This is a genomic window from Helcococcus sp. KG196 (genome assembly GCF_046035495.1).
In the GTDB taxonomy this organism is placed as follows: domain Bacteria; phylum Bacillota; class Clostridia; order Tissierellales; family Peptoniphilaceae; genus Helcococcus; species Helcococcus ovis.
Window position 1 is genome coordinate 67,135 of record NZ_JBFNFI010000007.1, and the last position, 18,185, is coordinate 85,319.

The following is an 18,185-nucleotide window of genomic DNA, read 5'->3' on the forward strand; positions in this document are numbered from 1 at the left end:
AAGTCAACGAATAATATGAAATTGCTATCATTTTTACTTAAGGTCAAATAATGCATCTACAAATTTCTCAGAATCAAACTTTTCGAGATTCTCCGCTTTTTCACCAATTCCTATATATTTTACCGGTACATTATTTTCAACTTGAAGCGGAAATACTACCCCCCCTTTTGCAGTACCATCTAATTTAGTTAATACTAATCCCGTAATATTTGTAACTTTATTAAATTCTTTAGCTTGGAATAAAGCGTTTTGTCCGGTTGTGGCATCAAGAACTAAAAGTGATTCTCTATTAGCTTCAGGATGTTCTCTAGAAATAATTCTATTTATTTTTTCCAACTCATTCATAAGATTCACTTTATTATGTAATCTTCCTGCTGTATCAATAATTAATACATCTTTATTTTTTGCTTTTTGAGATTTAATAGCATCGTACACAACTGATGCAGGATCAGATCCTTCTCTCGAAGAAATTAATTCAACATTAACTCTTTCCGACCATTCTTTTAGTTGCTCAATTGCAGCAGCTCTAAATGTGTCAGCAGCTGCCAAAATAACTGTTTTTCCTTCTTTTTGTAAATTATATGCCAATTTACCAATTGTTGTCGTCTTACCCACTCCATTAACACCGATTACCAATATTACCGTCTGTTTTCCATCAACAATATTTAACGAATTATCTTTGTTATTTTCTCTAAGTTTATTTCTTAAAATTTTTTCTAACTCAACTTTAATCATTTTCGGATCTCTAATGTGATTATCTGCGACGATATCCCTTAATTCATCAATGACATTTACAGTAGTTTCAACACCCATATCAGCAGAAATCATGATTTCTTCTAATTCATCATATAAATCATCATCAATTTTAGCTTTACCATTTATCAAATTGTCAATTGCCGAATTCATTGCATTACGAGTCTTAAATAACCCTGATTTTAATCTTTCTAAAAATCCTTTTTTCTTTGGTTTTTCTTTTATTTCTTCAACAATTGGAGCCTCAACAACCATATCTTCTGACTTTATTTCTTCTAAAATTGAAGTTTTTTCTATAACTTCTGCTTTTTCAACTTTTTCTACTTCTTTATTAGGCTCAACATCTTCAACTATATGGTTTTCTCCAATAATTTCTGATTTATTACTGAAATTTACTTCTACTGTTGAAAGCTCTGAATTTTCTTGTAATTCTTTAACTTTCCTCATTGAATTTTCTATTATATTCTCAACTTGTTCTATTTTTTTATCTTCAACAATATCACTTTTGATTTCTTTTTTTACTTCAATATTTTCCTCTTTTTTATTTTTAAATTTTTCAAAAATCTTCTTAAACATTATATCTCCTTAAATTTTTTAATAATCAAATTATATCATAAAAAAACGTACACTATAAATATAATGTACGTAATCAATTTTATTCTTTATATTCATCAAGTGCTAGCGTAATGACTTTTGAAATTCCTTTTTCTTCCATAGTTACACCATATAAAATCTCAGCCATTTCCATAGTTACCTTTCTGTGTGTAATAATTATAAACTGTGTTTTATTAACTAATGATTTTAAGTAACCTATATATCTCTTTATATTTGCCTCATCTAAGGCAGCATCTATTTCATCTAGTACGCAAAATGGAGCAGGATTAATTTCAAAAATAGCAAAAAGTAAAGCAACTGCTGTAAGAGCTTTTTCTCCCCCCGATAAAAGTGCAATACTTTTTAATTTTTTACCTGGAGGTCTTGCAATAATGTCAATACCAGCATTTAATACATCATCTGAATCCAGCTTAATTTCAGCTTCTCCACCATTAAATAAAATTGAAAATATTTCATTAAACCTTATTTTAATTTTTTCAAATGCATCTGCAAAGGTTTCTTTCATATCTTTTTCAATTGATTTAATCATATTGATAATATCATTTTTAGAAGCAATTAAATCATCATATTGTTTATTTAAAAAATCTAATTCTTCAGATATTATATTAAATTGTTCGATACTTTCATAATTGAAATATCCTATTTTAGATAATCTTGATTTAATATCTAATACTTCTTTTTTTGTAGCTTCAATCTTATCAATACGTTTTAATTTTTCATCTAATTCCTCATCTGTAATTGAATAAGTTTCTTTATAATCATCTCTTAAAGAATTTACCTTTTGCTCTGAATTTTCAATTTTTAATTCTAATTTATATTTTTCTTTTTCGAATTCTGAAATCAAACTTTTTAAGTTTTCAATTTCTATTTTATCTTCTTTAATTTTAGTTATTAAATTTTTTAATTCTTCTTCAACAACTACTATTTCACTATTTGATAAGTTTAAATTTGATTTAAAATTAAACATATCTTTTGACAATTTTTCAATTTCTTGATTTGAATTTTCAATATTATTGATAGTTTTAACCAAAGAATCTTCATCTATTTTTAGTGTTTTTGAGTTATCTTCTAAATCAATTTTTATATTTTCAATATCATTTTCAATAATTGAAAGGTCTCTAATTAAAACATCTAATTCAGATTTATTCAATAATAATTTCTTTTCTTCTTCAGAAATATTTACATTTAATTTTTCTATATTATCTGAAACAATTTCCATTCTACTTTCTTCTTTTTCAATACTTGAAGTCAAATGCTCAATTTCAGAAAAATCTTCCTGTTTTAATTCATCATCAATTTTATTTAACAATTCACTAAATTCATCTTTACGTTTATTATTAAACATTACTTCAACATTTAATTCATGAATATTTTTATTAAAATTATTTAAATTTATCTGATGATTAATATTAGCCGATTCAAACTCTTGAATATTTTGATTTAACTTATCTATATTATTATTTTTACTATTAATATCTTCATTTATTTTATTGATATCAATGGATAAATTGTGTAAATTTTCTATTAAATCATCTAATTCTTTTCTACGATTTAAAAGACCATTACTTTCTTTTTTGAATGTATTTCCTCCAACCATAGACCCCCAAGAATTAATAATTTCCCCATCAAGAGTGATAACTCGATATCCTTTAATATCTTTAGAAACTTCTACAGCATCTTCAATACTTTCAACTAGTATTGTTTTTGATAGAAAATGATCAATTATCCCATCTATCTTTTTGTCATTTTTTACCAAATTATTAAATGTATCAATGATTTTTGGATGCTTAACATTATATTTATTTGCCGAAATTTTATTAATAGGTAAGAATGTGATTCTACCAATATTATTTTTCTTTAAGAAATTAATTAAAAATTTACCATCTTCTTCATTTTCTATAACAATATTTTGAAGAGATGATCCTAAAGCCAAATCTAAAGCAACTTTATACTTATCTTCAACTTCAATTAAATCAGCTAAAACACCAACTATTTTTGAAGATATGAAAGTATTTTTGTCAGCAATTTTTAGTAAATCTTGAACAGATCTATAATAACCATCGTATGATTTATACTGTCTTTCTAAAATATCTTTTTGAGATTCTAGTTTTAAGTAATCATTTTTTTTAGTAGATAATTGTAATCTTAATTTTTCAAGAATACCAATAATAACATTTTTCTTATCGTTAAATTCATTAATTACTTCAACGTTTTTACTTATTTTCTCTTCAACATTTTTAATATTATTTTCAATTTCAATAATTTCTGTGCATTTATTTTTTAATAAAGAATCAATTTTTTCTATTTCTGAAATATAATTTAATTTTAATTGATTATTTGAATCATCTAATTTTTCTTTAGTATTTTTATTTATTTTCAAATCTGACAATTTTTCTTTATTTTTTTCAATACTAATTGACAATAAATTCTTTTCAGATTTTAGATTGTTAAATTTCAAACGTTTAACTTCGAGCACTTTATTTAACTCAATTACTTGTCGATTAACTTCTTCCTTTTTAGATTTAATCTCTACATCCTTAAATTCTTTTTCAACAATTAAATCTTTAAAATTTAATATCTTTTCCTTCTTAATATTTATAGCCTTTTCCAATCTTTCCTTGTCAGCTATAAAAAATTTATTTTTTTCTCTTAAAATATTAATTTGATTTTCTAAACTTTGAATTTTTTTATCGCCTAAAATTTGATTTTCTTTTTTTTCTTCTAATTCATCAGTTTTTCTATCTATTTCTTCTTGAACTGGATAAATTAAATTAGTAAGTTTATTTAATTTATCATTCGAATTGCTGAGTTCTAAATCTATGTATTCTAATTTTGATTTATCATTTTGTAAATCAGCTGAATTTTTTTGAATAGCTTTATCTAATAAATTAAGTTCTAATAATTCTAATCTATTAGTTAATTTTATTCCCTCTTTTGCATTTTGAGATTGCTTTTCCAAAATATCAAATTGTTGCTTCTTAACCTTTAGTTCACTACATAATTGTGCTAAATTTTCTTCATTTTTTAACAATTTTTTTTCAGCTTCACTTTTTTTATATTTATTTTTTGATATACCTGTAGCTTCCTCAAAAATATATCTTCTTTCTTCATTTTTGCCATTAAGAATTTCATCAATACGACCTTGACCTATCATTGAATATCCATCTTTTCCGATTCCCGTATCCAAAAATAGTTCTCTAATATCTTTTAGTCTAACAGGAGATTTATTAAGCAAATACTCGCTATCTCCTGTCCTATATACTCTTCTGGTAACATTTACTTCATCAAAAGCAATAGGTAAAGACTTATCACTATTATCTAAAATTAAAGATACTTGAGCCATATTCATTTGTTTTTTTATATCAGTACCTGAAAAAATTACATCCTGCATACTTGCCCCACGAAGCGACTTAGCTGATTGTTCACCTAAAACCCACTTTATAGCATCTGCAATATTTGATTTTCCTGATCCATTTGGTCCAACAACCGCTGATATATCCTTATTAAAAAGTAATTTTGTTTTATCCGCAAAGCTCTTAAATCCATATAGTTCTACATATTTTAATTTCATAATTCCTACCATAAAAAAACTATTCTTTCGAATAGTTTATTTTTTTAATACACCTATTTTTTCCAATGCAGTTTTAGCAGCCATTTGTTCTGCAATTTTTTTATTTTTGCCCTTTCCTTCTGATATCATTTTGTCTTCAATATAAAGCTCAAAATAAAAAAGTTTGTCATGTGATGGGCCAATTTCATTTACAAGCCTATAAACAATATTTGATTTATTTTTTTTATGTAAATACTCTTGTAACATTGATTTATAGTCATTAACGCTTTCTTTTTGGATCTTTAGTTCTTTAACTTTATCAATAATTAAATTATAGATAAGATCAAAAACAACATCATATCCACCATCTAAATACAAAGCTCCCATAACGGCTTCAAAAGCATCAGATTTAATTGACGGCTTTTCTCTACCTCCAGTTTTTTCTTCACCTTTACCTAATAATAAAAATTCAGCTAATCCCAATTGATCAGCAAATTCAGAGAATGATTTTTCACAAACAAGATTTGCTCTAACTTTAGTTAAAAATCCTTCTTGTTTTGGTTTAAAATTTTTATATAAAATTTCTGAAAAAGCTAGTTCACAAACTGCATCTCCTAAAAATTCTAATCTTTCATTACTTTTATTTTTATAATTAGGATGTTCATTTGTATAAGAAGTGTGGATAAAAGCTAAATTTAACAAATTAATATCATTGAATTTATAATTTATTTTTTTTTCTAATTTATCTAATTTAGCAATTCTATCTCGAGTCATTTTATTTTCCAGCTTTTCTTTCAACTACTGCAATAACATCATTTACAGTCTTTAATTCTGCTAATTCTGAATCAGATATTTCAATATCAAATTCCTCTTCAATACTCATAATAAAATCTAAAAGCCCAATTGAGTCTATTTCATAATCTTTAACCAAATCTGCATCCAGGTCAAATTTATCTATCATCAATTCACTTTTTATCATTTCTATAATTCTTTCTTTTATCATAATCTCTCCTCTATTGTGTTATTTATATTACTGTTTATTAATTCCTCTGCTTTATATATAGCAAATTTTATAGCCTCTCTATCGGAACTTCCATGAGCCTTAAACAAAGGCTTATTTAATCCTAGAAAAATACCTGCTCCTACTTTTTTATAATCGTATTTGTCTTTTATTTTCTTTAATGATTTTTTTAAAAGTAATGCACCTATTTTAGAAAAAAAACTACTTGTAACAGCAGTTTTTATTTCCGAAAACAATACAGATGCTGCCCCTTCTGTAGATTTTATCATCATATTACCGGAAAAACCATCAGCTACTATAACATCAGCTTTGCCTGTCAAAAAATCTCTAGGTTCTATATTGCCACAAAAATTTATATTTGGATTATTTTTTAATAATTGATAGACTTCTTTAGTTCTGATATCACCTTTTCCTTCTTCTGCACCAATATTAACTAAATATACTTTAGGATTTTTTTTATTAAGGTATTTTTCAGCAACAACACTTCCCATTACAGCGAATTGTTCTTGCATTTCCGGTTTAGTATCGACAACAGCTCCGGAATCAACAAGTATAGTCTGACTCCCTGATCTTGTAGGAACCAAAGTAGCTAAAGTTGCTCTCTTAACATTTTTTAAACGCTTTGTAATAAATATTCCTCCAGCAAGAAGTCCACCTGTACTCCCAGTAGATAAAAATCCATCGCCCTCTTCATTTAATTTTTCAAGACCCAATACTAACGAAGCATTTTTTTTTCTTCTTAAAGACCTTACCGGATCATCATGATTTTCAATAAACTCATTTGTATCAATAAACTCTATTCTTGAATGATCAATATTTCTTTTATTAATAATTCTCTGTGCATTTTCTTTTGGCCCGACCAAAATAAAATTTAACTTTGTTTTTTCAAATGAATCACAGACTCCATTAACAACTTCTTCAACTCCCAAATCTGCACCCATTAAATCTACAACTAATTTCATATCATCTCCATTATATTTGATAATAATATAATACCATATTTATAAAAATATTAAAATATAATAAAAAATGATGTTATAAAATGGTCATCAATTTATAACATCACATAATTTTATTATTATTTTTTTGAAAAGAATTTTATTCTTCGTTTTCTTCTACTTCAAATATTTTTTTACCATTGTAATATCCTGATGGACTTACTCTATGTGGTAATCTTGCTTCATTTGTTTCTGAATCAACAACAAAATTTACTTTATTTAATCTATAAGAAGAAGCTCTTCTTGATGCTGTTTTAGCTTTAGATGTTTTTCTCTTTGGTACTGCCATGTGAACACCTCCTTGATCTTTTTACATTAGTATTTTAAATACATTTGAATAACATAAGTATTATACATATATTTTAGCTACATGTCAATATTTTTATAAATTTTCTACTATATTTTGTGTTTCTCTAGCAATCATTAATTCTTCATTTGTAGGAATGATAAATACTTTAACTTTTGAATCTTCAGCTGAAATTTCTTTTTCATCTCTAGCACCTTTGTTTGCTTCAACATCAACTTTGATGCCTAAGTTTTCTAATCCTTCTAAAATATGTTCTCTCGCATAATCTGAATTTTCTCCGATACCTCCTGCAAACGCAATAGCATCAACTCTTTCTAATAAAGCATAATATGAACCAACATATTTTTTAGCTCTATTTATAAACATATCTAGCGCCAATTTTGCTCTTTCGTTTCCTTCCTGACTTGCTAATAAAACATCTCTAAAGTCAGAAGACACACCACTCACTCCTAATAAACCTGATTTTTTATTTAATAATGTATCCATTTCATCATATGAAAGATTATATTGTTTCCCAATATTAAACACAACAGCTGGATCAATATCTCCACTTCTTGTACCCATTACTAAACCTTCTAATGGTGTAAGACCCATTGATGTGTCATATGATTGTCCATTTTTAACTGCTGTAATACTTGCACCATTTCCTAAATGACATGTTATTACATTTACCTCTTCAGGTTTTTTGCCTAACTTTTCAGCAACTTTAAGTGTTATATATTTATGACTTGTTCCATGAGCACCATATCTCTTAATTGCATCTTTTTCATAGTATTCATAAGGAATGGCATATAAAGCATTTTCCGCCGGTATAGTTGCATGGAATCCTGTATCAACACAAATTACATTTGGTTTTCCCGGTGCAACTTCTTCAACACCTTTTATTCCTTGAATTGCTCCCGGGTTGTGTAACGGTGCAAATCTTATAGCGTCTTCTAAAATTTCTAATGCTTCATCATCTACTAATCTAGGATTAATAATTGAGCCACCATGAACAATTCTATGCCCAATAGCCTTAATATCATCAATATTTTTAATGATACCATAATCTTCATGTGTTAAAACTTCAAATAATAATTTTACAGCTTCTTTATGTGATGGCAAATTTCTTTCTATAACAACTTTTCTATCACCTTTTTTATGTTCAATATTTGATCCTGAAATACCAATTCTTTCTATTAACCCCTTACCGTAAACTTCACCTGTTTGTGAATTTAGGTATTGATATTTAAGTGATGAACTACCACTATTTAATACTAAAATATCCATAATATCCCCTATCTATTTTTTTATATCTTTTTAAGTTATAATTAAAATAACATTTACTGAACTATTATAACAAAAATTAAGAGGTATATTCAAATAAAATGATTAATATAGCAATAATATGTGAATACAACCCTATGCATAATGGACATTTACATCAAATAAAAAAAATTAAACAAAAATTTCCAAAATCAAATATCATAGCACTTATGAGTACATCATTTGTTCAAAGAGGTGAACCTTCAATTATAGGTAAATTTGATAAGGCAAGATCAGCATTAAAATGTGGCGTAGATCTTGTATTTGAAATACCAGCAATCATAAGTCTACAAAGTGCTGATTATTTCTCATATTATACAACATTCCTTCTTAATGAATTAGGTTTAATCGATTATATTTCATTTGGAATTGAAGATGATACTGAAACTTTTTACAAATTACTTGATTTTAAAATCAAAAACGAATCTAAAATATTTGAGCTACAAGGTAAATATATTAAACAAGGTTATTCATACAAAAATGCTTATTTAGAAGCAATTAATGAAATTGATAAAAATGTTCCGCATTCAATAATTTCTCCAAATAACACACTTGCTTTAAATTATGCACTTACACTAAATAAATTAAATAGTAAGATTAAAATATTACCTATTCAAAGAAAAGATGGTGGTTACAACAGTGAGAAATTAGATAAATACAAGTTTCAATCAGCAACAACTATTAGAAATTTAATAAAAGAAAATTATGATGTTTCAAATTATGTACCTGCCGAATTAATAGAAATATTAAAAAATACAAATCTTCACAACATTGATGAATACTCAAATATTTTTTATTATAAAGCATTTATTGAAAAAAATACAGGAGAATCTATTGCTGGATTTGAACCCGGTATGTTAAACCTATTAAAGAAAAATTATTCGGATAAAATCTCCGATATGATTGAAAAATCTCATAATAAAAGATATTCAAAATCGAGATTGAAAAGATTTATTATAAATTATTTATTAGAAATTGAGGTTGTAGATATTAAAAATCTTGATAAAATAAACTATTTGAGACCTATCGGATTTAATGACAAAGGTAGAGATTTAATAAATCAATTAAAAAATTTAACTGATTTTACAATATTGAATAAACTAGTTGATTATGTAACATTAGATGATGTTAATAGGAATTTTGCTGAAATTGATATTAGAGCATATGAATTACAAAATTTGAATAATACTAAAATTCTAAATAAAAATTTTAAAAATAGAATTTATATAAAGTAATTGTATAGTTAAGGAGCTGTTATAAAATAGATAAAAATGTTATTCATTTTATAACAGCTTCCTTTTTTAAGGTAATATATTTTTACCATTTTTAGTAAGAACTTTATTACTAAAACCTTTACCAAATTCATAATTATATTTCACAATGAATATTAATATTATTTTTTTTATTCAATCCAATTCAATTTCATATTAAATAGAAAAATTTATTAAATAGCTAAAAGAAATAACTGAAAATAAAATATTTGATCAAAATAAAATTTTTCAAAAATATCAATATATCTTAATCAGTAATAGACTGATAAACAAAATTATTTACATATCCAATTTAACAAAAAAAATTGGATGCACAAGGATTGGTTATCAGTCTATATTTAATGACATATTTAATTAATTTTATATCAAATCTCTCCATTCATTATTGCATTCATCAAAGGAAATTCAGCTAAAACTTTACGTACCTCTTCAATATTTCTAGTTCTAACTAATGTATCTCTAAGTTGTCTTGATCCCTCGAAATCTTTTATATAGGTTTTAAATAATCTATTAAGCACCTTACTTAGCTTTGGCTCAACCTTTATCATTTCTTCATAATAATCTAGATGATAATATAATAAATCCATATATTCTTTATAGCTGTGATGTCTTTTTTCTTTTTCAAACGCAAATATATTTCTAAATATACCTCTACCAATCATTATGCCATCAACACCATATTTTTCTGATAATTGCATTCCCACTTGTCTATCCGGAATATCACCATTAATTGTTAATAATGTATTTGGAGCTATTTCATCTCTCAATTTTTTTATTTCCGGAATTAATTCCCAGTGTGCATCAAAATCGGACATTTCTTTTCTTGTACGCAAATGTATGGATAAGTTTACTATATCCTGTCTTAAAATGTGACTTATCCATTCTTTGTATTCATCTACTTCTAAAAATCCTATTCTGGTTTTTACGCTTACAGGCAATCCCCCTTCTTTTGCAGCTTGTATGATTTTAGAAGCAACATCAGGTCTTTTTATAAGCCCTGAACCTTTACCTTTTTTTACTACTTTTAAAGCAGGACAACCCATATTAATATCAATACCTTTATATCCCATTTTTGCTAGTTCTTTTGCCATTTTGGCAAAATTTTCCGGTATATCTCCCCAAATATGTGCAACAATGGGTTGTTCATCATCAGTAAAATGCAATCTACCACTTAATGTCTTTCTAGCTTTTTCATTATGAAGACAATTAGTATCGGTAAATTCAGTAAAAAAGACATCCGGTGCAGCAGCTTTTGCAACGACATGTCTGAAAACTGTATCTGTTACATCTTCCATTGGTGCTAGGATAAAAAATGGTTTAGGTAAATCTTTCCAAAAATTTTCTTTCATATTCTCTACTTTCCATTCAACTTAAAAAGGATTAAAAACATTTAATCTTTAATCCTTAAAATTCAATTAATATTTTAATTGTGATCTATTTTCTTCTATTGTGCTTAATGTATTCTTTAATTCATCAGATGTTTTCGCTAGAATTTGATCTACATATGCTAATGAATTTGTAGCAATTGTGTTTGCTGTTTCTTTAGCTTCAGCAATAATTTTTTCTGCTTCTTTTCTAGCTTCAACTGTAATAGTATCTTGATTTACTAATTCTCTCAATTTTCTATTAGCATCTTCATATGATCTTTCAACTTCTTCTCTAGCTTTATCCTTTATTGCACTGGCTTGAGAATTTGCTTCTTGCAAAATTCTTTCTCTTTCTTGATTTACCCATTGAGCATCTTTAATTTCCTGAGGAATTGATTCTCTCAAGTCATTTATTACTTCGTAAACTTCATCAGGATTAATTGTTATTTTTTTTGAAAATGGTACCGAACCACCATCATCCATAATTTGTTCTAATTCTTCTATTAATGATAAAATATTCATCATTCCTCCTATTTGAATTTTTGTTTTATTTTAATTTCAACATTTTTAGGCACTAATCTTGAAACATCACCATTAAATGACGCTATTTCTTTTACGATGCTTGAGCTTAAATATGACATCTCCGGCTCAGCAACCATGAAAATAGTTTCCACATTTGTTCTGGAATAAAATTTATTCATCTGAGCAAATTGTAATTCAGATTCATAATCAGATATAGCTCTTATGCCTCTTATTATTGAATCAATTTTATTTTTTTCAACAAAATCAATCAATAATCCGGAATACATACAAACTTTAACGTTATCATAATCATACAATAATTCTTCTAACATTTCAATTCTTTCTTCCATATTAAATAAATAATTTTTTTTACTATTTACTAAAACGCATACAACAACTTCTTCAAAAAGACCAGCAGCCCTTTTTATTATATCTATATGTCCATTAGTAACAGGATCAAAACTTCCCGGATAAACTACTTTCATACTTTCTCCCTATAAAATTTGATATATTTTCTGCCATATTTTTTTTCATAAACTAAATCTAGTTTATCATAAATTTCAGAAAAATCTATATTTTTATCGATTTCTACGATAAATAACGAATTATTAAAATAAACGTTATCTATCATGTATTCAAATGCCTTTTCGTAAAAATCAGATTTATATGGTGGATCAAGATAAACATAGTCAATATTTTCTCTTATTTGCATTAAATTTTTTCTAAAATCACCTCTTAATATTACTGATTTATCTTCAAATTTTGTATGAATAATATTATCTTCCATATATGATAAATTGTATCTATCACATTCTGAAAAATAAACTTTTTTTGCACCTCTGCTTAAAAACTCAATACCAATATTTCCTGTACATGCAAATAAATCAAGAACAACTTCATTTTCTTCAATACTTCCAATAATATTAAATATCGCCTCTTTTATTCTATCTTCTGTAGGACGGGAGCTTTCACCTTTTGGACCCTTTAATTTGTGCCCCTTTCTTAAACCTGTTATAACTCTTAATGCCATAATACCTCAATTTAAAATTACTTTTTCTAAATTTTTTATTTTGTTGTCAATGATATTTTCCAAATCATCACCTATTTTTTCCATATCTTCAATCATTTTTTCAGCATTTTTAATTAATTCTTCATTAAAATAAAAACTATTGTCTAAATCAATAAATCCTGATTGATTTTGTCCATAAATATCTCCAGAGCCTCTAATTTCAAGATCCTTATTTGCAATTGAAAAACCATCATTATTATTTGCAATAAACTCTAATTTTTCAGTTAAATATTTTTTATCTCTTATTACAAAGAAACAATATGATTGAATATTTGAACGCCCTACACGACCTCTCATTTGATGAAGTTGTGATAATCCAAACTGATTTGCATCATAGATTATTATCGTATTAGCATTTGGTACATCAATTCCTACTTCAATAATACTTGTAGCTATTAAAATATCTATTTCTTTATTTAAGAATTTACTTTGATTTATATTTTTTTCTTCTACGGACATTTTACCATGCAAAATATTAATTTTTACTTTATTATTAAAATATTTATTTAATTTTTTGTAAAGTCTTTCTACAGATTCCAGTTCATCATCTTCATCCTCAACTCTAGATACAACTACATAAACCTGTTTTCCTTCAAGAATTTGTCTATATGCAAAATCCATAAATTTCATTTCTTGATAAACCGTTGTAAGATATGATTTAATTGGTAATCTATTTTTAGGCAACTCATCAATGTATGAAATATCTAAATTATTATATAAACTTAATGCCATAGTCCTTGGAATAGGCGTTGCAGACAATAAAAGCATATCAGGGTAATATCCCTTATCTGATAACATTTTTCTTTGATATACTCCAAATCTTTGCTGTTCATCCATAATAACTAATCCTAAATTATTAAATTTTACTTTTTCTTGAAATAAGCTATGTGTCCCAAAAATTATTTTTATATTATTATTTATTAGTTCATTATATATTTCTTTTTTTTGTAAATATGTAAAAGATCCTGTTAATAAAGCTGAGTCAATTTTTTGTTTTTCAAAAAAATTTTTATAATTTTCATAATGTTGTCTTGCCAGCAATTCTGTGGGAGCCATAAATGCTACCTGATATCCACTTTTTATAGCTATAATAGCTGAAATTACTGCCACTATAGTTTTACCGGAGCCTACGTCCCCTATAACAATTCTATTCATTCTTTTTTCAGAAATCATATTTTCTTTTATTTGATTTATCGCATTTTTTTGAGAATTAGTTAGATCAAAATTTAAGCTTTCAAATATAAGATTTAAGTCTATATCCTTAAATTTAATAAATTTATCAAATTGCTTTTCAAAATACATTTTATTAGACAATTTATCTAAAAAAATATTTCTTAAATTATAACTATACATGGCTTTATATAAATTTAAATTAGATATTGGCTTATGTAAATATCTAAGCGTATCAACTAAACTAATTAAATTATATTTGCTTAACTCCAAATCTTTAAGATAATCATTTACAAAATAATCTGATTTAAATACAAAATCTTTATATTTAATAAAATCTTTCTGTGAAATTCCTTTTAAAAGCGAATAGATGGGAGTAATCCCACCTATTCTGTCATCTTCTATATTTGAAATAATAGGATTAATTAGAGCTTTTTTTTGCGAATCATAATATCCAAAAAATTTATATTTTTGATTAAATTTTAATGCTTTTATTGAAAATCTGTCATTATACCAAATTACTTTAACCCTTCCGGTTCTATCATATCCTTCAACACTTGATATTGACTTCCTATTTCCATAAAAATATGTTTTATTAATTTTATCAATAGTTAATTCACAATAAGATTTCATTTCATCTGTAAGATTTACAACTTCTACCAATCTAGATCTATCTTCATATTTTCTAGGTAAATAATTTATCAAATCATCAACATTAAAAATATTCATTTCATGCAAATATTGAATTTTTTTTGGCCCTATTCCTTTTATATCTTTTAATTTCATACCTATTCTAACGATGCAATATAATAATAAAGCGGTTGTCCCCCTAAATTAATTTGAATATCTAAATCAGGATATAATTTTTCTAATTTTTCTAATAAATCATTTGCATCCTTTTCTTTAATATCTTCCCCATAAAATATTGATATTACAGAATGTTCATCAGTAATTGCATGCTTGATTAATTCTAAAAATGTCTTTTCTAAATCATTTCCTTTAACTACAATTTTTCCTGACTCTAATCCAATAAAATCATCTTTATTTATTTCTAAATCTCCACTTTTTGTATCCCTAACTGCATATGTTAGTTGCAAACTAGTAATTTCATCTAATGATGATGTCATGTTTTCAAAATTTTCTTTTGGTGATAATGATTCATCAAAATTAATTATAGCTGTAAATGCTTGTGGTATGGATTTTGTTTCTACAACAATTAAGTTTTTATCAACTAAATCAATAGCTTGTTTTGCAGCTAAAATAATATTTTTATTATTTGGAAATACAAACACATTTTCTGCATTTACATCATTAACAGCTTCAACAATATCTTCTGTAGATGGATTCATTGTTTGACCACCTTTTATCAATCTGTCGACATTTAATTCCTTAAAAATATCATCGAATCCTTCACCAATAGAAATACTTACAAAGCCATACTTTTTAGCTTTAGCTTCTTTTTTATTTTGTTGTTTTTCTTTTATTCTATTAACCTCAGCATTTTGGAATCTCATGTTTTCAATTTTTATATCTGATAATTCTCCCCTTTTTCTTGCTAAAGATAGAACTAATCCAGGATCATCTGTGTGTATATGAGTTTTAATCAATTCATCTACTCCTACACAAACTATAGAATCACCATATTTTTCAATTTCTTTTTTAAATTCTTCATAAGATTGTGTACCATCATGATTTATTAAAAACTCTGTACAATATCCATACACAATATCTTCAGGTTTTACATCAGAATGGTGTTGAATTACTTTATCAAAATCTATCGATTTAATATCTTCAACATTTACTGTTAATTCAACTTCTTCACCTTTAATCCCTTTATAAAAGCCCTCTAAAATAAAAATAAGTCCCTGTCCACCTGCATCAACTACTCCCGCTTCTTTTAAAACTGGTAGCATTTCCGGTGTGGACATCAACGCTCTTTTACCTTCATCAATACATGCTCTTAAAAATTCATCAATTCTATCATATTTTAAGAATTCTTTTCTAGCAAATTCAGCAATCATTCTACTTACAGTTAGGATAGTCCCTTCAGTTGGTTTCAATACAGCATTATATGCCGTTTCTTTTGCACTTTCAAATGCTTCTACCAAATTAACAATCTCAACTAGTTCTAATTTTTCCACAACTTTAGCAACACCTCTGCACAATTGTGACAATATAACTCCTGAGTTACCTCTTGCACCCATTAATGAACCCGTTGACAATGCCTTTGCTATCGACTTCATATCACCATCTGATTCATTTAATTTTTTCATTACTGATTTAAATGTCAATGACATATTTGTACCGGTATCACCATCCGGAACCGGGAAAACATTTAAACCATTAACATATTCTTTATTTGATTCAAGATTATTATAAGCGGATGTAATCCCCTTTCTTAAATCAAAGTGATTAAAATTTTTCATCTTACCCCCAATTAAACTCTAATTCCTTGTACAATAACATTTACGGAATTAACTTTTAAGTGTGTATTTTTTTCAATATTGTATTTAACTTTTTCAATAATATTGTCTGCAACAACCGCAATTCTTACGCCAAATTCCATCATTACAACTAAATCAACATCTACTATGTCACCATTTACAGTAACCTTAACACCTTTTGTTTTATTTTCAAACTTAAGTAATTCAAAAATTCCGTCTTTAGTATTTTGAGCAACTAAACCAACAATACCATACGTTTCTTGTGCTGATTCTGCAGCTATAGTAGCAATAACCTTATTATCAATAGCAATTTTACCATAACTATTTTTCAATGTAGCTGACATAAAATGACCTCCTTAACTTTTTATATATAAATTATATCAGTATTAAGAATAACTTGCAAAATTTTAATTATTTATGTTATAATTGTTCAAGTAATGGAATACATCAAGTTAGGAGGAATATTATGGCAAAGCAATGTGCAATTACAGGAAAAAGAAAAAAAGCTGGTAATGTAGTAACATTCTCACATAGAAAAATTAAAAGATCATTTAAACCAAATTTAAGAAGAGTTAAAGCTGTTGTAGATGGAAAAGTTCAAAGAATTTGGGTATCTACAGCTGCATTAAAATCAGGTTTAGTAGAAAGACCATCATACAATAAAGAAGCTTAATCATGAGAACTATTGAAGGAATTCAGTAGTTCTTTTTATGTTAAATAGAATTTGATATGAAATTATAGATGTGGTTCTTAACTTTTAAATTTCTCACATTTCTTATAAATTTCTCACATTTTTTACCTCTCAAATTTTCATTTTTTAGTTTTTGAGAGGTAATTTTTGTTTTTAAAATATAAAAAGGTTAACTATCTTCTTTTAATAAAATCTTCCTTGCTTTTTCTTCAGCAATTTTAATATTTAATGGAACATTTTTTGATTCCATTGTAATAATTAAATTGTCAAATTCTTTGATTCCATTATTATAATATCTATTTATTTTTCTTAAAGCATTTTTCGAATAATTTTCATCTTCCATCATTCCAAAATGTTCCCAATAAATTTCTTGACATGTAAACGGACTTAAAAATGTAAAGTCTGGATAATATGTAAATCCATTTTTCAATATAATCCGGCATTCGTATCTATACGGAATCTTCAAATCGTAAAATAAATCTACTAAAATTTTTTCAGACTTAGACCTTACATATTCCCCATTTTTTGTATAAAAAATTTTTTATTCAGGATTTATTTCATTTTTTTTATAATTACTATTTTTCCATTTATCTAATTTTTGTTTATAAGTTGGAAAAATAGGTGTCACGAGATTTTTCTATCAATAGATAAATTATCATAAATTTTTTCTAATTAATCATGTTTAAAATCTTTTAATTTATTTAAAATTTTAATCCTTTTATTAATGAAACGTTTCAAATTTTTATTATATGACTTTTGAGCCAAGCTCCTAATGAAATTAATATTTTCTTTAGGAATGTATCTTTCAACAATTTTCCCATCATCATTTACCACATGATAATATTGTATTGTTTCATTACTTTTTTTATATTTAATGTAAAATCTGTCAAAAGTGATTTTTACATTAGGTAAAAGTTTTTTTATTAAAGTAATATATGGTTTGTACATATAAATCTTTATAAACGAATAAAATTATGCTTAAAACCGTGTTTAATAATATCAAAATGCTTAATATTAAGGCATTTGGGGCAGAATGAGTTTTTTTAATTGTCTATTTATGTAAAATTTAATTTACATCTATAAAGATAAAGAGAATTAAAAA

At 25.9% G+C, this 18,185-nt stretch carries 18 protein-coding genes; 2 read left to right on the forward strand and 16 right to left on the reverse strand.

The window, feature by feature from the left end; genetic code table 11:
* Positions 1 to 33 precede the first annotated feature (33 nt).
* From ftsY to ABGF45_RS04485, 7 genes are all read right to left on the reverse strand, one after another.
* Entirely contained in the window at positions 34 to 1,329 is a 1,296-nt protein-coding gene (gene ftsY / locus ABGF45_RS04455; protein ID WP_134744219.1) for a signal recognition particle-docking protein FtsY, read from the reverse strand.
* A 79-nt stretch (positions 1,330 to 1,408) separates the two neighbouring features.
* A complete protein-coding gene (gene smc, locus ABGF45_RS04460; RefSeq protein WP_167554075.1) occupies positions 1,409 to 4,939 on the reverse strand; it encodes a chromosome segregation protein SMC in 3,531 nt (1,176 codons plus the stop codon).
* Positions 4,940 to 4,975: 36 nt separating this feature from the next.
* Positions 4,976 to 5,692, reverse strand: coding sequence for a ribonuclease III (gene rnc / locus ABGF45_RS04465; RefSeq protein WP_134711608.1), 717 nt, complete (start codon positions 5,690 to 5,692; stop codon positions 4,976 to 4,978).
* 1 nt (position 5,693) lies between these two features.
* The gene (locus tag ABGF45_RS04470; protein ID WP_134711607.1) at positions 5,694 to 5,921 is read right to left on the reverse strand and encodes an acyl carrier protein; all 228 of its coding nucleotides are present in this window, start codon (positions 5,919 to 5,921) and stop codon (positions 5,694 to 5,696) included.
* Positions 5,918 to 6,901, reverse strand: a complete 984-nt coding sequence (plsX, locus tag ABGF45_RS04475) for a phosphate acyltransferase PlsX (protein WP_134744221.1) — start codon at positions 6,899 to 6,901, stop codon at positions 5,918 to 5,920. The genes ABGF45_RS04470 and plsX overlap by 4 nt, the downstream gene beginning before the upstream one ends.
* A 136-nt stretch (positions 6,902 to 7,037) precedes the next feature.
* Complete coding sequence (gene rpmF / locus ABGF45_RS04480) at positions 7,038 to 7,226, reverse strand: 50S ribosomal protein L32 (protein ID WP_134711605.1); 189 nt, start codon at positions 7,224 to 7,226, stop codon at positions 7,038 to 7,040.
* Between the two features lie 93 nt (positions 7,227 to 7,319).
* Positions 7,320 to 8,513: an acetate/propionate family kinase gene (locus ABGF45_RS04485; RefSeq protein ID WP_134711604.1), complete on the reverse strand. Its 1,194-nt coding sequence runs from the start codon at positions 8,511 to 8,513 to the stop codon at positions 7,320 to 7,322.
* A gap of 98 nt (positions 8,514 to 8,611) precedes the next feature.
* Here ABGF45_RS04485 and ABGF45_RS04490 point away from each other — a divergent pair, with 98 nt between their 5' ends.
* Entirely contained in the window at positions 8,612 to 9,784 is a 1,173-nt protein-coding gene (locus ABGF45_RS04490; protein WP_134711603.1) for a nucleotidyltransferase family protein, read from the forward strand.
* Between the two features lie 401 nt (positions 9,785 to 10,185).
* On the opposite strand, the gene ABGF45_RS04495 is transcribed toward ABGF45_RS04490, so the two are convergent.
* The 7 genes from ABGF45_RS04495 to ABGF45_RS04525 all read right to left on the reverse strand — a co-directional run bounded on the left by ABGF45_RS04495 (position 10,186) and on the right by ABGF45_RS04525 (position 16,736).
* Complete coding sequence (locus ABGF45_RS04495) at positions 10,186 to 11,169, reverse strand: tRNA-dihydrouridine synthase (RefSeq protein WP_134744222.1); 984 nt, start codon at positions 11,167 to 11,169, stop codon at positions 10,186 to 10,188.
* A 66-nt stretch (positions 11,170 to 11,235) separates the two neighbouring features.
* Entirely contained in the window at positions 11,236 to 11,709 is a 474-nt protein-coding gene (locus ABGF45_RS04500; RefSeq protein ID WP_134711600.1) for an ATPase, read from the reverse strand.
* A gap of 8 nt (positions 11,710 to 11,717) precedes the next feature.
* Positions 11,718 to 12,194 (reverse strand): pantetheine-phosphate adenylyltransferase, encoded by a 477-nt coding sequence (gene coaD, locus ABGF45_RS04505; RefSeq protein WP_134711599.1) that lies wholly within the window; start codon positions 12,192 to 12,194, stop codon positions 11,718 to 11,720.
* Positions 12,191 to 12,739: a 16S rRNA (guanine(966)-N(2))-methyltransferase RsmD gene (rsmD, locus tag ABGF45_RS04510; protein ID WP_134711598.1), complete on the reverse strand. Its 549-nt coding sequence runs from the start codon at positions 12,737 to 12,739 to the stop codon at positions 12,191 to 12,193. The genes coaD and rsmD overlap by 4 nt, the downstream gene beginning before the upstream one ends.
* Positions 12,740 to 12,745: 6 nt before the next feature.
* Positions 12,746 to 14,734 (reverse strand): ATP-dependent DNA helicase RecG, encoded by a 1,989-nt coding sequence (locus ABGF45_RS04515; RefSeq protein WP_134744223.1) that lies wholly within the window; start codon positions 14,732 to 14,734, stop codon positions 12,746 to 12,748.
* Positions 14,735 to 14,736: 2 nt separating this feature from the next.
* Positions 14,737 to 16,374, reverse strand: coding sequence for a DAK2 domain-containing protein (locus ABGF45_RS04520; RefSeq protein ID WP_134744224.1), 1,638 nt, complete (start codon positions 16,372 to 16,374; stop codon positions 14,737 to 14,739).
* An 11-nt stretch (positions 16,375 to 16,385) separates the two neighbouring features.
* A complete protein-coding gene (locus ABGF45_RS04525) occupies positions 16,386 to 16,736 on the reverse strand; it encodes an Asp23/Gls24 family envelope stress response protein (protein WP_134711595.1) in 351 nt (116 codons plus the stop codon).
* A 122-nt stretch (positions 16,737 to 16,858) separates the two neighbouring features.
* On the opposite strand from ABGF45_RS04525, the gene rpmB reads away from it, so the two are divergent.
* On the forward strand, positions 16,859 to 17,065 hold the full coding sequence (rpmB, locus tag ABGF45_RS04530; RefSeq protein ID WP_134711594.1) for a 50S ribosomal protein L28: 207 nt from the start codon (positions 16,859 to 16,861) through the stop codon (positions 17,063 to 17,065).
* Between the two features lie 187 nt (positions 17,066 to 17,252).
* Here rpmB and ABGF45_RS04535 read toward each other — a convergent pair whose 3' ends face one another.
* Complete coding sequence (locus ABGF45_RS04535) at positions 17,253 to 17,513, reverse strand: hypothetical protein (RefSeq protein ID WP_408112175.1); 261 nt, start codon at positions 17,511 to 17,513, stop codon at positions 17,253 to 17,255.
* A 242-nt stretch (positions 17,514 to 17,755) separates the two neighbouring features.
* Positions 17,756 to 18,031 (reverse strand): hypothetical protein, encoded by a 276-nt coding sequence (locus ABGF45_RS04540; RefSeq protein ID WP_134768820.1) that lies wholly within the window; start codon positions 18,029 to 18,031, stop codon positions 17,756 to 17,758.
* Between the last annotated feature and the right edge of the window lie 154 nt (positions 18,032 to 18,185).